Source organism: Phytoactinopolyspora limicola (assembly GCF_011320225.1).
Lineage (GTDB): Bacteria > Actinomycetota > Actinomycetes > Jiangellales > Jiangellaceae > Phytoactinopolyspora > Phytoactinopolyspora limicola.
Genome location: NZ_JAAOEN010000001.1, coordinates 1,096,386 through 1,116,909 on the forward strand (window position 1 = coordinate 1,096,386; position 20,524 = coordinate 1,116,909).

General features: G+C 67.3%; 23 protein-coding genes. 7 read left to right on the forward strand and 16 right to left on the reverse strand.

The window, feature by feature from the left end; genetic code table 11:
• Positions 1 to 4: 4 nt before the first annotated feature.
• The gene (locus tag G8760_RS05355; protein ID WP_166347553.1) at positions 5 to 406 is read left to right on the forward strand and encodes a phage holin family protein; all 402 of its coding nucleotides are present in this window, start codon (positions 5 to 7) and stop codon (positions 404 to 406) included.
• Positions 403 to 1,320 (forward strand): alpha/beta fold hydrolase, encoded by a 918-nt coding sequence (locus G8760_RS05360; RefSeq protein ID WP_166347556.1) that lies wholly within the window; start codon positions 403 to 405, stop codon positions 1,318 to 1,320. Before G8760_RS05355 ends, G8760_RS05360 begins: the two co-directional genes overlap by 4 nt.
• 64 nt (positions 1,321 to 1,384) lie before the next feature.
• Here G8760_RS05360 and mnhG read toward each other — a convergent pair whose 3' ends face one another.
• From mnhG to nth, 9 genes are all read right to left on the reverse strand, one after another.
• Entirely contained in the window at positions 1,385 to 1,738 is a 354-nt protein-coding gene (gene mnhG, locus G8760_RS05365) for a monovalent cation/H(+) antiporter subunit G (RefSeq protein WP_166347559.1), read from the reverse strand.
• Positions 1,735 to 1,992, reverse strand: a complete 258-nt coding sequence (locus G8760_RS05370; RefSeq protein ID WP_166347562.1) for an MrpF/PhaF family protein — start codon at positions 1,990 to 1,992, stop codon at positions 1,735 to 1,737. Before G8760_RS05370 ends, mnhG begins: the two co-directional genes overlap by 4 nt.
• Positions 1,989 to 2,384, reverse strand: coding sequence for a Na+/H+ antiporter subunit E (locus tag G8760_RS05375; RefSeq protein ID WP_166347565.1), 396 nt, complete (start codon positions 2,382 to 2,384; stop codon positions 1,989 to 1,991). The genes G8760_RS05370 and G8760_RS05375 overlap by 4 nt, the downstream gene beginning before the upstream one ends.
• Positions 2,381 to 3,877 (reverse strand): monovalent cation/H+ antiporter subunit D family protein, encoded by a 1,497-nt coding sequence (locus G8760_RS05380; protein ID WP_207782037.1) that lies wholly within the window; start codon positions 3,875 to 3,877, stop codon positions 2,381 to 2,383. The genes G8760_RS05375 and G8760_RS05380 overlap by 4 nt, the downstream gene beginning before the upstream one ends.
• Positions 3,874 to 4,203, reverse strand: coding sequence for a sodium:proton antiporter (locus G8760_RS05385; protein WP_166348187.1), 330 nt, complete (start codon positions 4,201 to 4,203; stop codon positions 3,874 to 3,876). Before G8760_RS05385 ends, G8760_RS05380 begins: the two co-directional genes overlap by 4 nt.
• The gene (gene mbhE, locus G8760_RS05390) at positions 4,200 to 6,992 is read right to left on the reverse strand and encodes a hydrogen gas-evolving membrane-bound hydrogenase subunit E (protein ID WP_166347568.1); all 2,793 of its coding nucleotides are present in this window, start codon (positions 6,990 to 6,992) and stop codon (positions 4,200 to 4,202) included. Before mbhE ends, G8760_RS05385 begins: the two co-directional genes overlap by 4 nt.
• Before the next feature lie 226 nt (positions 6,993 to 7,218).
• Complete coding sequence (locus G8760_RS05395; RefSeq protein WP_166347571.1) at positions 7,219 to 8,412, reverse strand: MarP family serine protease; 1,194 nt, start codon at positions 8,410 to 8,412, stop codon at positions 7,219 to 7,221.
• Positions 8,413 to 8,440: 28 nt separating this feature from the next.
• The gene (locus G8760_RS05400) at positions 8,441 to 9,109 is read right to left on the reverse strand and encodes an NUDIX hydrolase (protein WP_166347574.1); all 669 of its coding nucleotides are present in this window, start codon (positions 9,107 to 9,109) and stop codon (positions 8,441 to 8,443) included.
• Positions 9,106 to 9,816: an endonuclease III gene (nth, locus tag G8760_RS05405; protein ID WP_166347577.1), complete on the reverse strand. Its 711-nt coding sequence runs from the start codon at positions 9,814 to 9,816 to the stop codon at positions 9,106 to 9,108. Before nth ends, G8760_RS05400 begins: the two co-directional genes overlap by 4 nt.
• A gap of 254 nt (positions 9,817 to 10,070) precedes the next feature.
• On the opposite strand from nth, the gene G8760_RS05410 reads away from it, so the two are divergent.
• Both G8760_RS05410 and nhaA read left to right on the forward strand, forming a co-directional pair.
• Positions 10,071 to 10,748 (forward strand): Crp/Fnr family transcriptional regulator, encoded by a 678-nt coding sequence (locus G8760_RS05410; RefSeq protein ID WP_246222441.1) that lies wholly within the window; start codon positions 10,071 to 10,073, stop codon positions 10,746 to 10,748.
• Between the two features lie 5 nt (positions 10,749 to 10,753).
• The gene (gene nhaA / locus G8760_RS05415) at positions 10,754 to 12,184 is read left to right on the forward strand and encodes a Na+/H+ antiporter NhaA (RefSeq protein WP_207782038.1); all 1,431 of its coding nucleotides are present in this window, start codon (positions 10,754 to 10,756) and stop codon (positions 12,182 to 12,184) included.
• Here the strand turns inward: nhaA and G8760_RS05420 are convergent.
• The 5 genes from G8760_RS05420 to G8760_RS05440 all read right to left on the reverse strand — a co-directional run bounded on the left by G8760_RS05420 (position 12,119) and on the right by G8760_RS05440 (position 14,916).
• On the reverse strand, positions 12,119 to 12,823 hold the full coding sequence (locus G8760_RS05420) for an MBL fold metallo-hydrolase (RefSeq protein ID WP_166348196.1): 705 nt from the start codon (positions 12,821 to 12,823) through the stop codon (positions 12,119 to 12,121). The two genes, nhaA and G8760_RS05420, sit on opposite strands and share 66 nt — an antisense overlap.
• A 71-nt stretch (positions 12,824 to 12,894) precedes the next feature.
• Positions 12,895 to 13,623, reverse strand: coding sequence for an NUDIX hydrolase (locus G8760_RS05425; RefSeq protein WP_207782040.1), 729 nt, complete (start codon positions 13,621 to 13,623; stop codon positions 12,895 to 12,897).
• A complete protein-coding gene (locus G8760_RS05430; RefSeq protein WP_166347580.1) occupies positions 13,620 to 14,108 on the reverse strand; it encodes a RidA family protein in 489 nt (162 codons plus the stop codon). Before G8760_RS05430 ends, G8760_RS05425 begins: the two co-directional genes overlap by 4 nt.
• A 36-nt stretch (positions 14,109 to 14,144) precedes the next feature.
• Positions 14,145 to 14,303, reverse strand: a complete 159-nt coding sequence (gene sp36 / locus G8760_RS05435; protein WP_166347583.1) for a Sp36 family protein — start codon at positions 14,301 to 14,303, stop codon at positions 14,145 to 14,147.
• A 55-nt stretch (positions 14,304 to 14,358) separates the two neighbouring features.
• Positions 14,359 to 14,916: an Lrp/AsnC family transcriptional regulator gene (locus G8760_RS05440; protein WP_166347586.1), complete on the reverse strand. Its 558-nt coding sequence runs from the start codon at positions 14,914 to 14,916 to the stop codon at positions 14,359 to 14,361.
• A gap of 168 nt (positions 14,917 to 15,084) precedes the next feature.
• On the opposite strand from G8760_RS05440, the gene G8760_RS05445 reads away from it, so the two are divergent.
• Positions 15,085 to 16,206: a thiamine pyrophosphate-dependent enzyme gene (locus tag G8760_RS05445; protein WP_166347589.1), complete on the forward strand. Its 1,122-nt coding sequence runs from the start codon at positions 15,085 to 15,087 to the stop codon at positions 16,204 to 16,206.
• Positions 16,203 to 17,195 (forward strand): alpha-ketoacid dehydrogenase subunit beta, encoded by a 993-nt coding sequence (locus G8760_RS05450; RefSeq protein WP_166347592.1) that lies wholly within the window; start codon positions 16,203 to 16,205, stop codon positions 17,193 to 17,195. The genes G8760_RS05445 and G8760_RS05450 overlap by 4 nt, the downstream gene beginning before the upstream one ends.
• 63 nt (positions 17,196 to 17,258) lie before the next feature.
• On the opposite strand, the gene G8760_RS05455 is transcribed toward G8760_RS05450, so the two are convergent.
• Positions 17,259 to 17,864, reverse strand: coding sequence for a GbsR/MarR family transcriptional regulator (locus tag G8760_RS05455; protein ID WP_207782042.1), 606 nt, complete (start codon positions 17,862 to 17,864; stop codon positions 17,259 to 17,261).
• A 103-nt stretch (positions 17,865 to 17,967) separates the two neighbouring features.
• Between G8760_RS05455 and G8760_RS05460 the strand changes: the two genes are divergently transcribed.
• The gene (locus G8760_RS05460; RefSeq protein ID WP_166347595.1) at positions 17,968 to 18,855 is read left to right on the forward strand and encodes a DMT family transporter; all 888 of its coding nucleotides are present in this window, start codon (positions 17,968 to 17,970) and stop codon (positions 18,853 to 18,855) included.
• Here the strand turns inward: G8760_RS05460 and G8760_RS05465 are convergent.
• Positions 18,852 to 20,432, reverse strand: coding sequence for a cation:proton antiporter family protein (locus G8760_RS05465; RefSeq protein WP_166347598.1), 1,581 nt, complete (start codon positions 20,430 to 20,432; stop codon positions 18,852 to 18,854). The two genes, G8760_RS05460 and G8760_RS05465, sit on opposite strands and share 4 nt — an antisense overlap.
• Between the last annotated feature and the right edge of the window lie 92 nt (positions 20,433 to 20,524).

The window sequence follows — 20,524 nt, forward strand, 5'->3', positions numbered from 1 at the left end:
TGTGATGACCACGAGGTCCGCGGCCGACGCCGATGTGTCGACCGGCCGGCTGATCGCGGAGATCAAGGAGGACGTGTCCGGCCTGGTCCACGACGAGATCGAACTCGCCAAAGCGGAAGTGAAGGCCAGTGCAAAGGCTGCCGGCCTGGGTGGCGCACTCATCGTGGTCGCCGCCCTGCTCGGCCTATTGGCTCTGGTCATGTTGTCCATCGCGCTCGCATACGGGGTGCACGCGCTGGGGCTCGGCCTAGGGTGGTCGTTCCTCATCGTGGCGGGCGCTCAGTTGCTGCTGGCCGCGGCCCTGGTGCTCGGAGCCAAGAACCGGTTCGGCGCGGTGGAGGGTCCGACGCGGGCCCAGGAGGCCGCCCGGCACGCCGTCGACGCCCTGCGGTCCGGTTCATCGTGAGCTTCGTCCAACTGCTCCACAACGACGTGAAAGTGCCGGGTCCGTGGAGCCATCGGCAGGTTGCGGCCAACGGCGCCCAGTTCCATGTCGCCGAACTGGGCTCCGGGCCGCTGGTGTTGTTGTTGCACGGTTTCCCGGAGTTCTGGTGGGCATGGCGGCATCAGCTACCGCGGTTGGCCGCGGAGGGTTGGCGGGTCGTCGCTATGGACCTGCGGGGATACGGCGGCAGCGACAAGCCGCCGCGCGGCTACGACCCGGTGACGTTTGCAGCGGACATCGCCGGGGTGATCCAGTCCATTGGTGAGCGGCAGGCTGTGCTGGTCGGGCACAACTGGGGTGCGTACGGTGCCTGGACGGCGGCGGCGTTGCGTCCTGCGCATGTCCGGGGTGTGGCGGCGTTGTCTATGCCGCATCCGTTGGTGTTGCGCCGGCACCTGATGCAAGGTGGCCTGGCGCGGACCGGTTTCCTGTTGGGCGCTCAAACCCCGATGGTGCCGGAACGCAGGCTGACCGCTTCCGACGGAGCCCTGGTCGAGCGGTTGTTGCGACGATGGGCCGCGCCGGGGAGCGGGTTCCCGGACGATGAGGCGAGCCAGCGATACCGAGCGGCTATGCGGATCTGGCCGGCTCCACATTGCGCCCTGGAGTACATGCGGTGGGCGGTGCGCTCGTTGCCCCGGGCCAACGGGCGGCGGCTGGCGAAACGGCTGGAGCGTCCTATCGACATGCCGGTCCTACAGATCCATGGTGCGGTCGACCGCAACATCTCGGCGCCGGTGGCCGCGGCGTCACGGGCGTTGGTGGATGGCCAGTACGAGTGGCTGCGGCTGGAAGGTGTCGGGCATTTCCCGCACGAAGAGGCACCCGACATCGTGGGCGACGCCCTAGCGGAGTGGCTGCGGCGGTTCCGCTGACACCCGAGTCGACCACCTCGCGCCCGCGTCGTGGCCGGGCTGAGGTCGGCCACGACGGAGCGCTTCAGCCGGCGCGCTCGTCGGCTTCGCGGGACGCGTCGCTGAGTTCGTCGTATTTGGTAGCCGCCGCGAGCGGGCTGCCCGAGCGGAACGCCGAGCGTCCGAGGGCGAATCCACCGACGGGCGCGGTGACGAACTGTAGCGCTCCGGCTAGGCCGAGGACGATGAGGCTGGGCCAGGATGGTTTGCTGAAGAATGCCCCGGCCAGGATCAAGACGACGCCGAGGGTGGCGGCCTTGGTCACCGCGCTGAGTCTGGAGTAGACGTCTGGGAGGCGGATCAACCCCAAGGCGGCGACGGCGATGAAGAAGATGCCGGCGCCGATGCAGACGGCTGCGGCCACGTCTAAGGCGTTCATCGATCTCTCCGATCCACCAGGCGGGCCAGCACCACGGTGCCGAGGAAGCCGACCAGGGTAGCCACGAGGACGACGTCGAAGAACATCCTGGTTTCCAGCCGCACTCCGAGCAGCGCGGCAACCGCCACGAACAGGAAGAACGTGAAGTCGGCCGCGGTGGCGCGGTCGGCGTCGGTCGGTCCGACGACCATCCGCCAGATGGCGGGCAGGAACGCTGCTGCCATGATGATCAATCCGACGTCGACGATGGTCATGATGTGCCCTCCGTCAACGCGGGGCGGTCGTGGATCCGAAGGGCCCACAGCATCTGCCGCTCGAAGGTCTCTAGCTCCTTGCGGAAGTCGGCGGCGTTCTCGGCGTACATGCCATGGACGTAGAGGACGTTCGGCTCGGTGTTGATGGTGACCGTCAGGGTTCCTGGGGTGAGGGAGATCAGGTTGGCGATCATCGTGATCTCCTTGGGCGTGCGGCTACGGATCGGCAATGCGACGATGCCCGCCTTCAGCCGCTGCTTGGGGGTGAGTACGTCCCAGGCCACCCACAGACTGGCGACGACGAGGGCGTAAGCGAAGTAGCCACCGAAGAAGATCACCAGCCGGCCCAGCCGGGCCACCTCCTGGCCGATCCGAATGACGAGTCGAGTCATCGGCCCAACACCGCCTGGACGTAGGCGGAGGTGTCGACCAGACCTTCCGCCGCGGTTTGTGCCAGTGGCAGTAACACCTCTGCTCCCAGGCCGAGTGAGATGGTGACCAGGGCGAGCAGCGCACCAGGGATGATGAGGGCGCGCCGGATTCGGACATCGGTATCGACCATCACGGTGGTGGCTCGGCCCGGCTGGTCGGCTACCTCGGATGGTGCACCCCAGAACACCGCGTTCCAGATCTTGAGCATCGATAGCAGGGTGAAGATGCTGACCGCGGCCGCAATGCCACCGGCGAGATATTCACCCTCGTCCATCGCGGCCCGGATGAGGGTGAACTTGGCGATGAACCCGGAGAACGGCGGTATACCGGCCAGCGACAACGCAGCGATGAAGAACGAGACGGCGAGAATCGGCTCGCGCCGGGCCATGCCGCCCAACGGGGCGAGCCGGTCGGTGCCGTATTGCGTTTCGATCGCGCCAGCGGAGAGGAACAAGCTGGCTTTGACGACGGTGTGGTGAAGCAGGTAAAAGATGGCGGCGGCCATGCCGGCGACACCGAAGAAGCCGAGCCCGAGGGCGATGTAGCCCACCTGGCTGACCATGTGGAAGGCGAGAATGGCCCGCATGTTGTTCTCGCCGAGGGCACCGAATACGCCGACGACCATGGTGGTGACGGTGATCGCGAGGATGATGCCCTGGACCTGGCTGGCCCCCTCGAAGTAGACGGAGAAGACGCGGAACAGTCCGTAGATGCCGATCTTGGTGAGGAGGCCGGAGAACAGCGCGGTGATCGCGGGAGACGCGTAGGGGTAGGTACGCGGAAGCCAGCCGTGCATTGGCACGAGGGCACCCTTGAGTCCCAGCGCGATCAAGATGACTCCGCCGGCGAAGGCCGCGACACCTGACTCGTGGCCGGCACCGGCCAACTCGCCGAGGTGAACGCTGCCGTTGACCGCGTAGACGAATGCGATGCCACCGAGCAGGATCGACGACCCGAGGAGGCTGACCGTCAGGTAGATGCGGCCGGCTGCCAGCGCCGGCGTCTTCAGCGACTTCGAGATCAGTACGTAGCTGGGGAGCAGCGCAACCTCGATCATGACGAAGAGGTTGAACAGGTCGGCGGTGAGGAGGGCGCCGAAGACACCACCGGAGAGCACCAGCACCAGCGGGACGATCAGTGGGTCTTCGTCTTCGCCGGTGGCCGACAGAAACATCGAACACACCAGCGTCAACAGGGACATCACCACGAGCACTAGCGCGCTGAACAGGTCGGCGGCGAAGGCGATGGAGATGCCGGCATCCCAGCTGGCGACCTGTTCGGCGACGACGTCACCGTCCCGCGTCTCGATCACTAGGAGCACGCCGAAGGTGAGAACGGCGGCTGGGGTGCCGAGCAGGAGCAGCCGGCGTAAGACCAGCCGGCGTTTGGTCATGGGGGACACCGCCGCGGCGAGCAGCGGGACACCGACGACCAGGGGAAGGAGGTTGTTCACGATGCTCGCTCCTCGTCCGGTACGTCGTCGGCCGGAATGTCCTCGGCTCCGGAGCGAGCCAGACCGAACAGGTAGATCGTGATGCCGAACGTGATGACGATGGCGGTCAGGGCGAACGCCTGCGGCAGTGGGTCGGCGGCCTCGGCGGGATCGGAGGTGGAGATGAACGAAACGGCCCGGAAGCCCATCCCACCGGCGGCTACGAGCAGCGAGTTGAGCGCGTGGCCGATGAGGACGAAACCGATGGTGACGCGGACTAGGCCGCGCTGGAGTACGAGGTACACACCCCCGGCCATCAGGATGCCGACGATCACTGCGGCGCTCATCGTCGTTCACCCCCCTGGCCCTGCAATACGGGTTCGGCGACAGAACGCTCCGCTGGGTGGAGGCTCCCTCGGCCGAGCCGTTCGAATGCCACCACCGCCATTCCGAGCACGATGAGGAGGATCCCTACGTCGAACAGTAGGGACGAGGACAGTCCGATGTCGAGGCTGCCGATGGTGAGGTACCCCCGGAGTGGTCGAAGGAACGAGCCGTCCGCCAGTCCCCACACGCCGACGAGGACTGACAAGGTGAGCCCGACCCGGATCAGGGGCAGCCCGGCTATCCGGGGCGGGTGTGATGGCCCATGGGGCATCTGCAGCACCCCGACCGCGACGGCGGCGACCAGCGCGGCGATGAAGCCTCCACCGGGTTCGTAGTGGCCGCGGAGCAGCAGGAATGTGGCGATAGCGGCGATGCCTGGGAACAGGAGCCGGGCAGTGAACTGGTAGATCACCATGTTGCCGGCCCGGTCGGGTGGGCGCACGGTGGGCAGGTTGCTGAGCTCCGCGCCGGGTGGCGCGGTGTGCCGGAGCAGTGTGAGTAGCCCGAGCCCGGCGATGGCCAGCACAGTGACCTCGCCGAGGGTGTCCAGCGCCCGGAAGTCGACGAGCACGGTGTTGACGACGTTGCGCCCGCCGCTGTTGTTCTCCGCTTCACGCATGAGGTACTGGGCCGCTGGTGACTGCTCACGCCGGCCGGTGAGCAGGAAGGTGGCAGCCCCGGCCACGAGCCCGCTGGCGACGGCGGCCACGGCGGCAACCGCCTTGCGGCTACGCCGGACCTGTTGGAAGAACGGTGGTAGGCGGCGCAACACCAGGACCGCCACGACGACGGTGAGGATCTCGACGAGCAGCTGGGTCAGGGCGAGGTCGGGTGCCCCAGCGATGAGGAACCAGATGCCGACCACGAATCCGACGACACCGAGGAGAACGATGGCGCTGATCCGGGACCGGACGAGGCATAGGCTCACGACAGCGACGGCGAGCACGCCGACGACGGCCCAATCCTCGGGGCGGGTGGGCGATACCGGAGTGTCCGGGACGTCTGGCCACATCAGCACCCCGACGATGCCGAGTGCCAACACGCCGGCGAGTGGCCAGGCCAGGTGCGCTCCAATGGTGCTGGCCTTCGTTGGGGCACCGATCCAGGCACCGAGGCGTAGGCAGCCCTGGTAGATGGCGTCGAACGCCCCCGCCCCGGTAATCGGCAGCCGGTGCCGGTGGAGCAGGCCGTCGACTGGATAACGGCCGAAGAACAGCAGGAGACCGATCATGATCGTGATGGCGGACAGGGCCAGCGGCGCGCTGAACCCGTGCCACAGACTCAACTTGGCGTCGGTGTCGGTCATCACGGTGTCGGCGACCGTGCGGTTGATCATGGGGGTCAGTACCCCGACGGCCAAGCCGAAGATCAGTCCCAGCGCCGCGGGGATCGCCGCCGGGGTCAGGAAGGCAGGACTGGGTTCGTATAGGCGCCGCTGGGTGGTTGGTCCGGCAAACGCCCCGTAGAAGATGCGGAAGCCGTAGGCGAAGGTGAGTCCGGCGGCGCAGACGGCGGTGAGCGCGGCCAGCCACCCCGTCCACTCCGGACCGGGGGTGTCGAGCAGCGCGCTGTAGGCCTCTTCCTTGCTGACGAAGCCGATGAACGGCGGAATACCGGCCATGGACATGGCGGCGAGCCCGGTCAAGGTGGCCGTGACGGGCATCACCCGGCGTAGTCCGCCCAACTCGCGTACGTCGCGGCTGCCGGCTTCCCGGTCGATGATGCCCACCAGCATGAAGAGCGTGGCTTTGAACAAGGCGTGGGCGAAGGTGTGTAGAGCGGCGGCCGCGAGCGCGGCGGGAGTGCCCACCCCAACCAGGGCGATGAGGAAGCCGAGCTGGCTGACGGTCGAGTAGGCGAGCAACGCCTTGAGGTCATGCTGCTTGAGGGCGAACAGAGCTCCGATGACGGCGGTGGTGAGGCCCACGGTCATGAGCGTGACCTGCCACATCTGCCAGTCGTTGAACAGCGGAGAGAACCGCATCAGCAGATAGATGCCGCCCTTGACCAGGGTGGCGGCGTGCAGGTACGCACTCACCGGGGTGATGGCGACCATAGCGTCCGGGAGCCAGAAGTGGAACGGCAACTGGGCGGACTTCGTGAACGCGGCGGCCAGAATGAGGATGGCGATGGCCACGGCCAGCGGAGAGTCGGTGACCACCGAGGGGTTGGCCATGATGACCGTCATGTCGGTGGTGCCGGCCGCCACGGACATGAGCACGATGGCGGATAGCAGTGCCAGGCCGCCGCTGGCGGTTACGACGAACGCGCGGGTGGCCGGCTGGATGGCCCTGAGGCCCCCTCCGCCGATGAGGAGGAACGACGAGAGGGTCGTGAACTCCCAGAAGATGAACAGCAGGACGAGGTCGCGGGCCAGCACCAGGCCCAGCATCGACATCGCGAACAACGACAGCAGCGAGTAGAAGCGACCGTGATCGCCTTCGGCCTTGAGGTAGCGCGGGCTGTAGGCCATGATCAGTGCGCCGACGCCGAGCACCAACATGGCGAATAGGAAGGACAAACCGTCGAGGTGCAGGTGGAAGCTGACGCCGATGCTGGGAATCCAGTCCACCTTCGTGGATACCGAACCGCCATCGGTGATCTCGGCTGCCTGGGCCGCTATGAGGCCGGCCAGGGCGAGGAAGATGGCAGCGATCGGGTAGCCGGCGTTGCGGCCGAGCCTGGTCGTGAGGGCAGGAGCCGCCAACGCCGTAGCTGCCAGCGTGCCCAGCGTTACCGGAAGGATCATAGACCGGACTCAGCCATTGCTTGCTGGCTCACCAGAACGATACCTCCGCGGGGTCGATGCACGTCGTCAAGTTGCCTGCGATGGCCATTTATCGGGCATAAATAGCTACCAGGCGCCAGCTTTGGCGCCTGGTCTGCTGCGATTTCGGCACGATTCTACATGCTGGGTGGCGTTGCCCTGATGGCTGGCCTTGGCCGTGCCGGGCGGCAAGGTTTGGGAACGGCTCTCATGCGCATGGTCCGGTGGAGACTGGTTCGGTGGCATCTGGGGCCCGAGTGATGAACGGCTCGATCTCCCCGCGGGCCAGCGCGTACCCGGTGTTGGGGTCGGTGAGCGAGGCGGCGAAGACGGCGCCGTATATCTCGCCGTCGGTGGAGACGACCGGTCCTCCTGAGTTGCCTCGGCGGACGCTGCCGCGCATCGCGATCACATCCCGGCTGACCTGTTCGGTGCTGTAGATGTCGCGTCCGAGTAGTTCGTGCTGGCCGCGGATCCGGACCGGGCTCACGGTGAGCGGATCACTCCCGGGGAAGCCGATGACGACGGCGTCGTCGCCACTGCCCGGCGCCTCTTCGGCCAGCTCCAAGGGGTCGTGTGGGAGGTCGGGCACGGCCAGCACGGCGACGTCGGTGTCGGGGTCGAACATGACGACCTCGGCTGCCATGGGGTCGCCGCCGGGGAAGGTGATGACGGGGTCTTGGACCCCAGCCACCACGTGTGCGTTGGTCATGACCCGTTCGGCAGCGATGACGAACCCGCTGCCGGTCAGCACCCGCGAGCAGGCCGGGGCCCGGCCAGTGATCTTCACGACGCTGCCGGCGGCGCGCTGCACGTCCGGGTCGCGATGCAGCATGCCGGACGGCGGATCGACGTTCTCGATCGGCTCGCTGACCCACGGCGCGACCACTTCCGGGAACCCGCCCGCGACGATGACGTCGTTGAAGGCATCGCGCAACCGGTCCGGCGACACCGGCACGACATCGTCGACGCCATGCAGGATGGCCGATTCCCGGATGGCCTTGGAAGCATGCGGGATGGCGGCGTTGGACACGGCCAGGCCGATGGCCCAGGCGGCGACGAGTAGCCCCACGACGCCGAGAAGTGCGCCGCCGGCGGCATCGACGTGGCGGGCGGGCCGCGCGGAGACTTTGGATCTGACCCAGCCACCGGCCCAGGCCAGCAATCCTTGACCGATGGAGGCGATGCCGAGGACGAGGAGGGCGGCCAGCACCGACACGCCAACGCCTGGTTCGAGTCCACCGAGCAGCAACGGAACGAGGAGCAGGCCAGCGACGGCGCCGCCGACGAAGCCGGCGAAGGAGAGCAGCCCGACGACGAAGCCATGCACCCAGCCGGTGTAGCCGACCACGACCGCCAGAGCGATGATGATGAAGTCGACGGCGTTCAACCCCAAGATCACGGATCAAGCTCCCTTCAAGCCGCGGCGGTCAGGCCGCGGGCGGTCCTTCGGTGCGTGGTGTCGCCGCGCGCCACGACGGCAGCTCCTCCACCCGGTCACGATCCCATGGGCGGTCCATGCCGGCGATCTCGAACAGCCGGGCCAGCACGCCGGCGGTGAACCCCCATACAAGCAGGTTCCGGACCCGGAAAGCCGGTCCGGTGTGCCCACTCGGATGCCGCACCTGGAACCGGTGAGCCGGATCGAGCAATTCGTCGAGAGGTACCCGGTGCACCGACGCGACCTCGAGGGGGTCGACGACCCGGACCGGCGAGGGCCGCCGCCACCAGGAGAGCACCGGCGACACCGCGTAATTGGTGACCGGAATCCACAGCGGCGGCAACGTCGCCAGGACGTCGACGCCGGTGGGGTCGAGGCCGGTCTCCTCCGCGCCCTCACGCAGCGCGGCCCCTTCGGGGCCGGTGTCGTCCGGATCGATGGTGCCGCCGGGAAACGAGACCTGACCGGCATGGCTGCGCAGGCCGGCCGCCCGCTCGGTGAGCAGGACGTCGGGTTGGGCGTCCGACTCGCCGAACAGGAGGAGGACGGCCGAATTCCGCGCGGAACCATCCACCGGCGGCGGCATCGCCAAACGCTCATGTGTGCTGAGGTCTTTGGCGGCGTCGACCATCGGTCGCAGCCATGCTGGAACGGTCATCCGCGGGGGCCGTCTCGGACGAGCTTGGCCGCCGCTACCGGGTCGGTGGGGCCCTCGCCGTAGGCGGGGCACAACCGGGCCAGTGGGCAGGCCCCGCAGGCCGGCTTGCGCGCGTGGCAGCGTCGCCGGCCGTGCCAGATGACCCGGTGCGACAGCATCGTCCAGTCGCGTTTGGGGAAGATGGCGGCGATGTCGGCCTCGATGGTGTCCGCATCGGTTTTGTCGGTCCACTTCCACCGCCGCACCAGGCGGTTGAAATGGGTGTCGACCGTGATGCCGGGGACATCGAAGGCGTTGCCCAGGACGACGTTCGCGGTTTTGCGGCCGACTCCGGGGAGAGTGACGAGATCCGCGAGCTTTCCGGGCACCTCCCCGCCGAATCGGTCGGTTAGTGCTTGCGCCAGGCCGATGATGGACTTGGTCTTGGCCCGGAAGAACCCAGTGGGCTGGATCAGCTCTTCGACGTGGGCGGGGTCGGCGACCGCCAGCGTGGGTGCGTCGGGGTAGCTGGCGAACAGTGCCGGGGTCACGGAGTTGACCCGGACGTCGGTGGTCTGGGCGGACAGGACGGTCGCCACGAGCAACTCGAACGGCGTGGTGAAATCGAGCTCGCAATGGGCGTCCGGGTAGAGCTCCGCGAGCTCGCGGTTGATTCGTCGCGCCCGGCGCACGAGCGCCAGCCGCGACTCTGCTTGGTCCAGAGGCACACGCTCACCTTATGCTCAAAGGCCGACAGAACCTCCTCAGCCGGAGGTCATCACGGTGGAAACACCGGCGGGTCCGGCCCAACTTGGCCGGACCGCTCAAACCGGCACCCGTGGGGCCGAATAATGGGCCATCATGGTGGCCGGGCACAATAGGTGAGGCGAGAACGTGAGACGAAACACTTCGCCTGTCGTAGTCCGAGCCTGCCACGACACTAGCGTGGACGACGGGTCGGCTGAACAGAAGGAGCCAGGTAGTGGTTGACGAGGCACTGCGGAGTGCACCGCTGTTCCGGGAGCTAAACGACGAAGCCGCCGCGGCTTTGCGGGCGTCGATGGTCGAGGTCCACCTCGACCGTAGTGAAATCCTGTTCCGTGAGGGCGACGAGGGGGACCGGGTCTATGTCGTGACCGACGGCAAGATCAAGCTGGGCCGCACCGCGCAGGATGGGCGGGAGAACCTGCTGGCATTGCTGGGTCCGGGCCAGATGTTCGGTGAGCTGTCGTTGTTCGATCCCGGGCCGCGTTCGGCCACCGCCACCGCGGTCACCGAGACCTCATTGCTCGGCCTCGGGCACGCCGATCTGGTGCCGCTGCTCAGCGGCCGCCCTGAAGTGGCCCGGGGACTGTTGTTGCAGCTGGCGTCCCGGTTGCGCCGATCCAACGACACCCTCGCCGACCTGGTGTTCTCCGACGTTCCAGGCCGGGTGGCCAAGCAGTTGCTCGATTTGTCCTCCAGGTTCGGCGTCCCTTCGGACGAGGGTGTCCGGGTCGTGCATGACCTCACCCAGGAGGAGCTGGCTCAACTCGTCGGTGCGTCCCGCGAGACGGTCAACAAGGCGCTGGCCGACTTCGTCGGTCGAGGCTGGCTGCGGCTCGAGCAGCGTTCGGTCGTCCTGCTGGACGTCGAGCGGCTGCGTCGCCGAGCCCGCTGAAGCAGATGCCCTGGAGTCCGTTCGACGGCGAGCGTCGGCGGGCTCACGAGGCCGGAATCTGGCGGGCCGGCCCGATCTGGATGGCCAGTGACCGCCCCTTGGCTCGGCTGGTTGGTCGCCCGGTCGCCGCGTTCCTACGGATCGAGGCGGCCGGTGGCGTTCTCCTGCTCCTCGCGGCGACGGTAGCGCTGATCTGGGCTAACTCTGGCTGGTCGGAAGGTTACGAGGCGCTCTGGAGCACCGAGTTGACCATCCGGGTCGGCGATTTCGAGCTGACCGAAGATCTCCGCCATTGGGTCAACGACGCGTTGATGGCGTTGTTCTTCTTCGTCGTCGGGTTGGAGATCAAGTACGAGTTGACCCGCGGTGAGCTGCGGGACCCCCGCTCCGCCGCGGTGCCTATCGTCGCGGCCTTCGGTGGTATGGCCGTGCCCGCGGCGATCTACGCCGCGATCAACGCCGGCGGCGCCGGAGCCGACGGGTGGGGTATCCCGATGGCCACCGATATCGCGTTCGCGCTGGGTGTGCTGGCCGTGCTGGGTCGCCGGATTCCGCCGGCGGCCAGAGTGTTCCTGTTGACGCTGGCGATCGTCGACGACATCGGGGCCATCAGCGTTATCGCCATCTTCTATACCGAGCAGCTCTCGCTGCCATGGCTGGGGCTGGCGCTGCTGGGTATTCTCGCGGTCATCGTGGTGCGCCGGATGCGGGTCTGGTCTCTCTACGTCTATATCCTCCTGGGACTGTTCGTCTGGATCGCCACCTTCCAGTCCGGTGTCCATGCCACGATCGCGGGTGTGGTGCTGGGTGTTCTCACACCGGCGTTGCCCCTACTCGACCACGACCAGGCGCGGGCTTATGCGCGTGCGTCGGCACCAGACCAGTTCGATCCGGATGAGCTGCGGCGCTTCCGGTTCCTGCTCGGCGAGTCGGTCTCCATGGCGGAGCGGCTCGAACGTGCGCTGCACCCGTGGAGCAGCTATGTCGTCTTGCCGGTGTTCGCTTTGGCCAACGCCGGGATCGACTTACGGGGTGGGGTACTCGGCGATGCCCTGCATTCGCCGGTGACGCTGGGGGTGGCGGCCGGGTTGGTGGTAGGCAAGACCATCGGTGTCTTCGCGACGTCGTGGCTGGTGGTCAAGTGTGGTTTGGGCCGGCTTCCCGAAGGCACGTCATGGTCCACGCTCAGCGGGCTGTCGATGGTCGCAGGCATCGGTTTCACGGTGTCGTTGTTTATCACCGGGCTGGCGTTCGGTCCGGGAGCGACGGTCGCGGACGAGGCCAAGGTCGGAGTGTTGGGTGCGTCGATCGTAGCCGCCACGCTGGGCGCTCTTATCTTGATCGTGGTCAGCCGCCGGCGTGAGCGCGGCTCATCCAGCGGCGTCGAGGTAGTCGAGGGCGGCGGCGACGGTCCGCTCGGCCGCCGGCCACAATGACGGGTCGACGTCGGAATAGACGATCTCTACGACCTGCCGAGCCGTCTGAGCGCCGGCCATCCGCGCCGCGCGTACCTCGTCGAGCCGGGCCTGCCGGTGCGCGATGTACTGCTCGACGACGGCGGCGGCGCTGGCTCGGACCGGCCCGTGTGCGGGCAGCAACACGTGGTCGGGACCGAGGACGGCACGGAGCTTGGCCAACGACTCCAGGTAGGCACCGAGCTGTCCATCGGGATGGGCCACGACCGTGGTTCCCCGGCCCAGCAGGGTGTCGCCACTGAGTAGACCCCGCCAGGTGCCACGGGTGATCTCCAGGCAGATGGAGTCGGCAGTGTGCCCCGGTGTGTGGATGAGCCGTAGTTGGAGGTCAGGAGTATCGAGGTAGGCGCCGTCGGGAGCCAACGGGTCGCCGTCGATACACAGGCTCGGATCTTGCGCCCGGACGGGTGCCCCGGTCACTTCGTGGAACCAGGCAGCACCTTCGGTGTGGTCCAGATGATGGTGGGTGAGCACGGTGAACAACACCGGCCCGAGCCCGCTGACCGCGCAGAGATGCTCTTCGATCAGGGGTCCGGGATCGACGATGATGTTGCCTCGTGTCGTGGCCAGCACGTAGGTATTGGTGCCCTCGAGGGTCATAGGACCCGGATTGGCGGCGCGGACCAGCTGGCACCATTCCGGCAGCGGTACGGGGTCGGGCTCGGCCGGATTCACCGGTTCTCCGATCGGTCGTCGCCTGGATACCGCGGGTCGTCGGGCAGTAACGCGACGACCGCGTCGCCGACGTCGATCCACCCGGGGGTGATGGCCTCGATCGCCGGCTTGGAGGTCGGCAGCTCCGCCACCGACGGGTAGGCGGCGAGTTCGTCGAGGATGACGCGGGTGGGTGGCAGCATGACCCACTCGCCGCGCTCGGCTTTCGCCGTCGCGGTAGCGGCCGCGACCCATGCCACCGTCGATGTCTCGCCGGAGATGTCGCGGGGTTGCTGGCCGGGTGGGAGGCGGGCGAGGAAGAACCAGGTGTCGAACCGCCGAGGCTGGAACCGCGGGGTGATCCAGTGCGCCCACGGGACGAGGTCGTCCGGAGCCAGCCGGACACCCGTCTCCTCCGCCGTCTCGCGCAACGCCGCCGCAAGGAATCCGCGCGCGGATTCGGTGGTGGTCTCCAGGCGGGTCGCCCACATCTGCGCGTCGACGGAGCTGTCTGGCTGGAGGTCGGCCGGATCGACGCCGCCGCCGGGGAAGGCGATCATGCCGCCGGCGAAGGCCATGTTCGGGTGCCGGTGATGTACGTAGGCCTCGATGCCGGTCTCGCCGTCGCGGACCAGTACCACCGACGATGCCGGCCGCGCTGGTGCCGGCGTGCGGCCCTCCGCTACGAATGTGCGGGCCTCGGCGGCAGCGGCGGCCGGCAGCCGTCGGCTGGTAGGCCCGTTCAACGGACCTCGACGACCAGTTCGACCTCGACCGGGGCGTCGAGCGGTAGGACGGCCACTCCTACCGCGCTCCGTGCGTGCTGGCCGGCCGGCCCGAACACGTTGCCGAGCAGCTCACTGGCGCCGTTGATCACCTGTGGCTGGGCGGTGAAGCCCGGCGCGGACGCCACGAAGCCCACCACCTTCACCACCCTGACCACGGCCGAGAGTTCACCGATCTCGGCGCGTACGGCAGCCAGCGCGTTGAGTGCACATTGGCGTGCGCACTCGTGGGCCTCCTCGGGGCTGACCTCGGCGCCGACCTTGCCGGTCCGGATCAGGTCGCCATCGCGCAGCGGCAACTGGCCGGAGGTGTAGACGTACGATCCGGTGCGCAAGGCCGGCACGTATGAGGCGACCGGCGCGGCGACCACGGGGATCTCGATGCCGAGTTGGGCCAGCCGCTGTTCGGGGGTCGTGGTGCCGGTGTCCGCTGGTTCGCCGTTCACAGGTGCCTCCTTGTTGTCGACGAGTTGGTCACCGGCTCACTCTGACTTCGGCCGCTTGAAGTACGCCACCAGGTTCTCCGGATTCATTCCCGGAACGACCTGGACCAGCTCCCAGCCGTCGTCGCCCCAGTTGTCCAGGATCTGCTTTGTCGCGTGCACGAGGATCGGTGCGGTCGCGTATTCCCACTTGGTCATGGCGCGAGCCTACTGGCGTGGCGGCGCACGCGTCTTCCGGCACCCCGCAGTGCCTTCATTCGCGGCGGGGTGTTTCGGGTTTCGCGTCGGTGTTTGCGTTCCGCGTCCAGGTGGCCCCCTGGCCGTCCTGTTCATCGAAGATCAGCCAGGTCCGGGTGCTACGGACGCCGGGTACATCTTGGATGCGCTCGAACACCACGTGTCGCAACTCGGCGTTGTTGGGCGCCCGGACGAGCGCTAGAACGTCGAAGTCGCCGCCGACGAGGGCGTAGTGCTCGATGTATGGCAGTGCGCTCAACGCCGCGGCAACCTCGCGCCAGGTGTTCTGCTGGATGGAGAGCAGCACGTACGCGCTGGTTCCGAGGCCGGCTCGCTCGGCGTTGATCTCAGCGGTGAAACCGGTGATCACGCCGTCCGACAACAGCCGGTTGATCCGTGCGTAGGCGTTGGCGCGGGACACGTGGACCCGCTCGGCCAAGGTCCGAATCGACAAGCGGCCGTCTTTCTGGAGTTCGGTCAGGATCGACCGGTCGATCTCGTCGAGGGCGCTCGGAGACGATTGGCCCGTTCGCCATGTGTGATGTGCTTCACGTTGAGAAGTTCTGTCACCCATGCCCCGTCTCCTCAGCCGACTGTCATCGAATTGCCGCCAATGTGGAGAAGACCATCCCATCGAGCGCAGGATTTGAAGTCAAGACCGGATCAGCAAAAGGTTGTGATCTTCTTGCCTTCCGGTGGTCGACGCGAATGGCGCGATGACAGTTGGAGAGGGTGAGGACGGATGGTGGCGCCGACCGATGAACGCGGTCCGAGAGGTTTGTTGCCCTCGGTTTCGCCGGTGCGGTTTTTGACCGTCGACGGTGAACTGACCGAGCTCGACGAGCATGGCGGGTACCAACTCCCGCCGGCTGAGCGGCTGGCTACCGTGTATCACCAGATGGTGGTGGGACGGCATTTCGATACCGAAGCCACCAACCTGACCAAGCTGGGCCGGCTGGCCGTGTATCCATCTTCACGTGGCCAGGAGGCATGCCAGGTGGCCGGGGTAGCCGTGTTGGGCGCCCAGGATTGGCTGTTCCCCACGTACCGCGACACCGTCGCGTTGGTGACCCGCGGCATCGACCCGGTCGAGGCGCTCGGCCTGCTGCGTGGCGATTGGCACTGCGGCTACGATCCCGTCGCCACCCGCACCGCCCCGCAGTGCACACCGCTGGGCACCCACCTGCCACATGCCGTGGGGCTGGCCTATGCCGCCCGGCGCCGCGGTGAGGATCTGGTGGCGATGGCATTCGTCGGCGACGGTGGCACCAGTGAGGGCGACTTCCACGAAGCGCTCAACTTCGCCGCCGTGTTCGATGCGCCCGTCGTCTTCTTGGTCCAGAACAACAGGTACGCCATCTCAGTGCCGCTCTCGCGTCAGTCGGCGGCGCCGTCGCTGGCCCATAAAGGCATCGGTTACGGCATCCGCAGCGAGCAGGTCGACGGCAACGACGCGGTGGCCCTCATGGCGGTGCTGTCGGCCGCCGTCGAGTCCGTGCGCTCCGGCGCCGGACCGATGCTCGTGGAAGCGCATACGTACCGGATGGAGGCGCACACCAATGCCGACCCGGTCGATCGATACCGCGATGCCAGTGAGGTAGCCGAGTGGGTGGAGCGAGATCCACTGCGGCGCCTGGAGCGGTATCTGCGGGCGGCGGGCGAGTTGAGCGACGCCGACGTCCAGGCCGCCGAACACGCCGCCGAGGAACTCGTGACGTGGATGCGGCCACGGATGAACGTGGATCCGGTGGTCGACCCTGCGGCCATGTTCGAGCATGTCTACGCTGAACCGACCGCCCAGCTGATCGACCAACGAGACATGGTCGTGGCCGAGGCCGATCTGCTGGCGGGGGAGGACCGATGACGACGACGATGGTGCAGGCGCTCAACACCGCTCTGCGCGATGCCATGCGGGCCGACGAGTCCGTGGTGGTGTTCGGGGAGGACGTCGGTGTACTCGGGGGTGTCTTCCGGGTCACCGACAGCCTTGCCGACGAGTTCGGTGCGGATCGCTGCTTCGACACCCCGCTGGCCGAGAGCGGGATCACCGGGTTTGCCATCGGTATGGCAATGCGCGGCTTCCGGCCGGTCATCGAGATGCAATTCGACTCGTTCGCCTACCCCGCCTTCGAGCAGGTAGCTTCCCACGTCGCCAAACTCCGCAACCGGACGCGAGGAGCACTTGAGCTGCCGATGGTCATCCGGATCCCCTACGGGGGCGGCATCGGCGGCGTAGAACACCACAGTGACTCCTCGGAGAGCCACTACGCGCATCTCCCGGGGCTGAAGGTCGTCACGCCGGCCACCGTGGAGGATGCGTACTCGCTGCTGCGGAGCTCGATCGACGACCCCGACCCCGTCGTGTTCATGGAGCCGAAGAAGCTGTACTGGTCGAAGAGCGATACCGCACTGCCGGTGCGTGCGCCGGGCCTCGGGGCGGCCCGGATCGCCCGCCCTGGCGGTGACGTCACCTTCGTGGCGTACGGGCCGTCGGTCCCGGTGGCGCTCGACGCGGCCGAGGCTGCCACCGAACAGGGATTGGACATCGAGGTGATCGACCTGCGCTCGCTGGTGCCGCTCGACGACGCCGCCATCGAAGCCTCGGTGAACCGCACCGGCAGGTGTGTTGTCATCAGCGAAGCTCATAGCTTCGCCGGAATCGCGGCCGAGTTGGTCGCGCGGGTCCAGCAGCGGTGTTTCTACTCGCTGCAGGCGCCAGTGCTGCGGGTGGCTGGGCTCGACATCCCGTATCCGCCTCCGCTGTACGAACACCTCTATCTGCCCAGCGTTGATCGTGTGCTCGATGTCGTCGACCAGCTCGAATGGGACGAGCTGCCGAATCGGGCGGTATAGCGGCGACGTCCGCCGGCCTGCCTCCGCGAACGACCCACTATTGCAGGGCACTATTGCACGACACTAGGAGGCAGTGTCGGGGTGTCGGCCGAGTGCGCGCCGGTGATCGTTCCAGCGCTGCATCATCTCGCGGGCCTTCAGGCGGCTGAACCGGATGAACTCGGCACTCTCGAGCAGCCTGCGGGCTCCGGTGCTGGGCGCTAGCGTGGCAGCCCCTTCACGCAGGGTGTGCTCATGACGTTGGATGACGGCGTCACGTTGTTGGAAGATGGCCCACCAGACGTCGTCGTCGCGGACTCGGTAGTGGTCCGCGCGGGAGCCCGGTTCCCGTACTCTGGTGAGCATTCCGGCTCTGACCAGTTGCCGAACGGCGGTGGAGACGGCGGCAGGACTGACGTGGAGGGCGTCGGCGAGTTCGCGGGCGGAGTACCCCTCGGCGTCATTGACCAGCACGTAGGCGAACACTCGCCCGGCCATTCTGGGCAATCCGCTTTCGGTGAACACGAAGGACAACCGGTCGACCACCCGCCACCACGATGCCGGATCGTCGCCGGGCATATCTGGGGAACCAGCGTCTGACAGGTGAGGGGGGCCGGCATTGCGCAGATCTTGGGGAAGCCGGTCGTCGGTGTTCGTTTGGGTGCCGCCTAGCTGGTGAGGGGACGTCATGCGGACAGTCTATTGACTTTCACAACTTTGTGAATTCCCTGTAACATGCTTTTCGACAAGGGCGGACTACCAGCCCGCCGGGTTCTAATGCAAGGATCTGTGCGTGAATGCTTGGGGGATCGCCGTCACCATGTCGGTCGCGGCTGCCGCCTTCCACGCCTCCGCCGCGGTATTCCAAGAGCGGATGGCCGGCAGCCACGTAAGCGGTCCCGGACGACGCCTAGGTACCCTCCGGCTGCTCAGCAAGCCCCGTTGGTGGTGGGCGGTAGTGCTGACGGGGATCGCCTCGGGCCTGCACCTCGTAGCGCTCCACTTCGGTCCACTCACCGTCGTGCAGCCGCTGGGCGCATTAACTCTAGTGCTCGCATTGTCTCTGTCCGCCGCACTCGCGGGGCGCCGGGTGACCCGGGGAGAATGGCTCGGCGTCGCACTCACCATGGCGGGGCTGGCCCTTCTGTTGCACCTGACCACAGCCGAGGCGCCACGGGTCGCCTTGAGCCCCGACGAGGTCCTCGCCCTCAGTGTTCTGGCCGTCGCCGGGACCGCCTTGCTCGTGTTCTCCGCCATGGGGGCACGCCGCTTGGTAGTGCGCAGTCTCATGCACGCCGCCGCCGCCGGAATCTGCTTCGGCATCGCGTCGGCGATGGCCCGAACCGTCACCATCCGGATGTCCGACCACGGTTGGTCGGAGGCGCTCACCCCCGCCACTGCCGTGATGGTAGCGCTGGCCTTCGGTGGGTTGCTCCTGGCGCAGGCCGCCTATCGTGCCGGGGTTGGCGCTCCGCTGGCCACGTTGACCATCGTGAATCCGATCGTCGCCGGTGTCATCGGCCTCCAGATGCTCGACGAGCGGTTCCAGGCCGGGGTCGGAGGTGCGGTGGTCGCCGGCCTAGCGGCCGTCGTGGCGGCGTGTGGTGTAGTGCTGCTCGCCCGCAATCGTGCTGCCGTCACCGCACGACGGCGGGATGAGGCGCTGACGGCAGTCCGTTAGCGTTCGGGGGGACGGTCGATCGCCACGGCGCTGTCGGCCAGTGCTGTACCTGCCTCGTCGTACAAGTGGAAGACGGCATGGGCGCCGAGCTGGCGCAGTGGTTCGACCTCTTCGAGGTGGGTCACCACGGCCGCCACCCGCCCACTGAACGAACGCCCGTGAAGCTGATCTAGGGCGAAGAGGTTGCCGGCGTGGTAGGGCATGGCGAGCAGGACGTGCCGGACGTGATCCGCGATGACGATCCGGTCCCAGAAATCGGCGTCTGTGGCGTCACCCTCGACCACGTGATATCCGTCGGCGCGGAGTTGTTCGACCTTGGCCTCGTCCGTCTCGACGCCGAGGACGCGTAGGCCGTGGCCGGCCGCGAGCTGGTCGTAGGCGCCACGTCCGACTCGCCCCATGCCCAGCACTATGGCCTGCGCGTCGCCAACATCGATCGGGCGATCCTGCGGATGGAGCCGGCTTGGATCCTGGTGGGGCAGCCGGGCCTCGGCGCGGCCGAGCAGGCGACTACTGCGCGCGTTGAGCAACGCGGCGGCGACGAAGCTCAGCGCCACCGCTAGCGAAAGAACTACGAGCCAGTCGTCGTCGAGCCAGCCCAGCCCGGCGGCGAGGGCCGCGACGATCAGTCCGAACTCGGAGAAGTTGCTGAGGCTGAGGGCGGCGAGAAACGAGGTGCGATGTCGTAGCCGGAAGCCGTTGAAAATGGCCATGAACAGCACAGACTTCACTGGAAGGATGACCACCAACAGCAGGGCCATACCCACGGTCTCCAGCGTGGGCAGTGCGGTGAGCCCGATCGAGACGAAGAAGCCGACCAGGAACAGCTCTTTCATGGTGAACAGCGATTTGGACAGCCGATTGGCCGCCGGATGGGGGGCTAGCAGCATGCCGATGATCAGTGCGCCGAGGTCACCTTTGATGCCGACCTGCTCGAAGAGTGCGTAGCCGAGCACCAGGGCGAGAACCACACCGAAGAGGATCTGCATCTCACCATGCCCGATGCGCGCCAGGAGGCGGCGCAACAGCGGTGCCGCCGGGATCAGCAGCACCAGCCCGATCGCCCATGGGCTGGGCAGTTCGCCGGTGGACGCGGTCAGGAAGACGACGGCGAAGATGTCTTGCATGATGAGTACGCCGATGGCCAACCGGCCGTACAAGGAGCGGCTCTCGCTCCGGTCTTCGAGGATCTTCACGGCGAACACTGTGCTGGAGAATGACAGGGCGAACGCCAGCAACACGAAAGTGCTCCAGTCGGCGCTGTTCAGCATCGACAGTCCGACGAGTTTGAGGCCGGCCAGCATGGCGACGAAGAGCCCGGTAGAGACCGCCATGTGCACGGTGGCCGAGCCCCAGACCTCGCGGCGCAGCAGCGTCCGTACGTTCAGCTTCAGCCCGATGGTGAACAGGAGGAGGGTGACTCCCAACCCGGCGATGGTGTCCAGCTCTGATGTGAGCTCGTAACCCATGGCGTTGAGGACGAAGCCGGCGGCGAGGAACCCGACCAACGGAGGGAGCCGGATAGACATGGCCGCAAGGCCACCGAGGAACGGTACCAGGATGAAGGCGGGGTCCATGTGGTGAGCGCTCCGGGCAGTGCTGGCTGGCTCCGGGTGGCCAGGGCTAGGCGGGTGACTGGACGCGGACGCGCCGGACTGGCGCGGTCCGA

Bases quoted from the DNA above. Each gene is read 5' to 3' on its own strand.
- nhaA (WP_207782038.1), top strand. From the start codon at position 10,754: ATGCCCTGGAGTCCGTTCGACGGCGAGCGTCGGCGGGCTCACGAGGCC.
- G8760_RS05445 (WP_166347589.1), top strand. From the start codon at position 15,085: ATGGTGGCGCCGACCGATGAACGCGGTCCGAGAGGTTTGTTGCCCTCG.
- G8760_RS05385 (WP_166348187.1), bottom strand. From the start codon at position 4,203: ATGAGCGCCGCAGTGATCGTCGGCATCCTGATGGCCGGGGGTGTGTAC.
- G8760_RS05420 (WP_166348196.1), bottom strand. From the start codon at position 12,823: ATGACCCTCGAGGGCACCAATACCTACGTGCTGGCCACGACACGAGGC.
- G8760_RS05465 (WP_166347598.1), bottom strand. From the start codon at position 20,432: ATGGACCCCGCCTTCATCCTGGTACCGTTCCTCGGTGGCCTTGCGGCC.
- G8760_RS05455 (WP_207782042.1), bottom strand. From the start codon at position 17,864: ATGACGTCCCCTCACCAGCTAGGCGGCACCCAAACGAACACCGACGAC.
- mbhE (WP_166347568.1), bottom strand. From the start codon at position 6,992: ATGATCCTTCCGGTAACGCTGGGCACGCTGGCAGCTACGGCGTTGGCG.
- G8760_RS05355 (WP_166347553.1), top strand. From the start codon at position 5: ATGACCACGAGGTCCGCGGCCGACGCCGATGTGTCGACCGGCCGGCTG.
- G8760_RS05440 (WP_166347586.1), bottom strand. From the start codon at position 14,916: ATGGGTGACAGAACTTCTCAACGTGAAGCACATCACACATGGCGAACG.
- G8760_RS05370 (WP_166347562.1), bottom strand. From the start codon at position 1,992: ATGACCATCGTCGACGTCGGATTGATCATCATGGCAGCAGCGTTCCTG.
- G8760_RS05450 (WP_166347592.1), top strand. From the start codon at position 16,203: ATGACGACGACGATGGTGCAGGCGCTCAACACCGCTCTGCGCGATGCC.
- G8760_RS05400 (WP_166347574.1), bottom strand. From the start codon at position 9,109: ATGACCGTTCCAGCATGGCTGCGACCGATGGTCGACGCCGCCAAAGAC.
- G8760_RS05375 (WP_166347565.1), bottom strand. From the start codon at position 2,384: ATGACTCGACTCGTCATTCGGATCGGCCAGGAGGTGGCCCGGCTGGGC.
- mnhG (WP_166347559.1), bottom strand. From the start codon at position 1,738: ATGAACGCCTTAGACGTGGCCGCAGCCGTCTGCATCGGCGCCGGCATC.
- sp36 (WP_166347583.1), bottom strand. From the start codon at position 14,303: ATGACCAAGTGGGAATACGCGACCGCACCGATCCTCGTGCACGCGACA.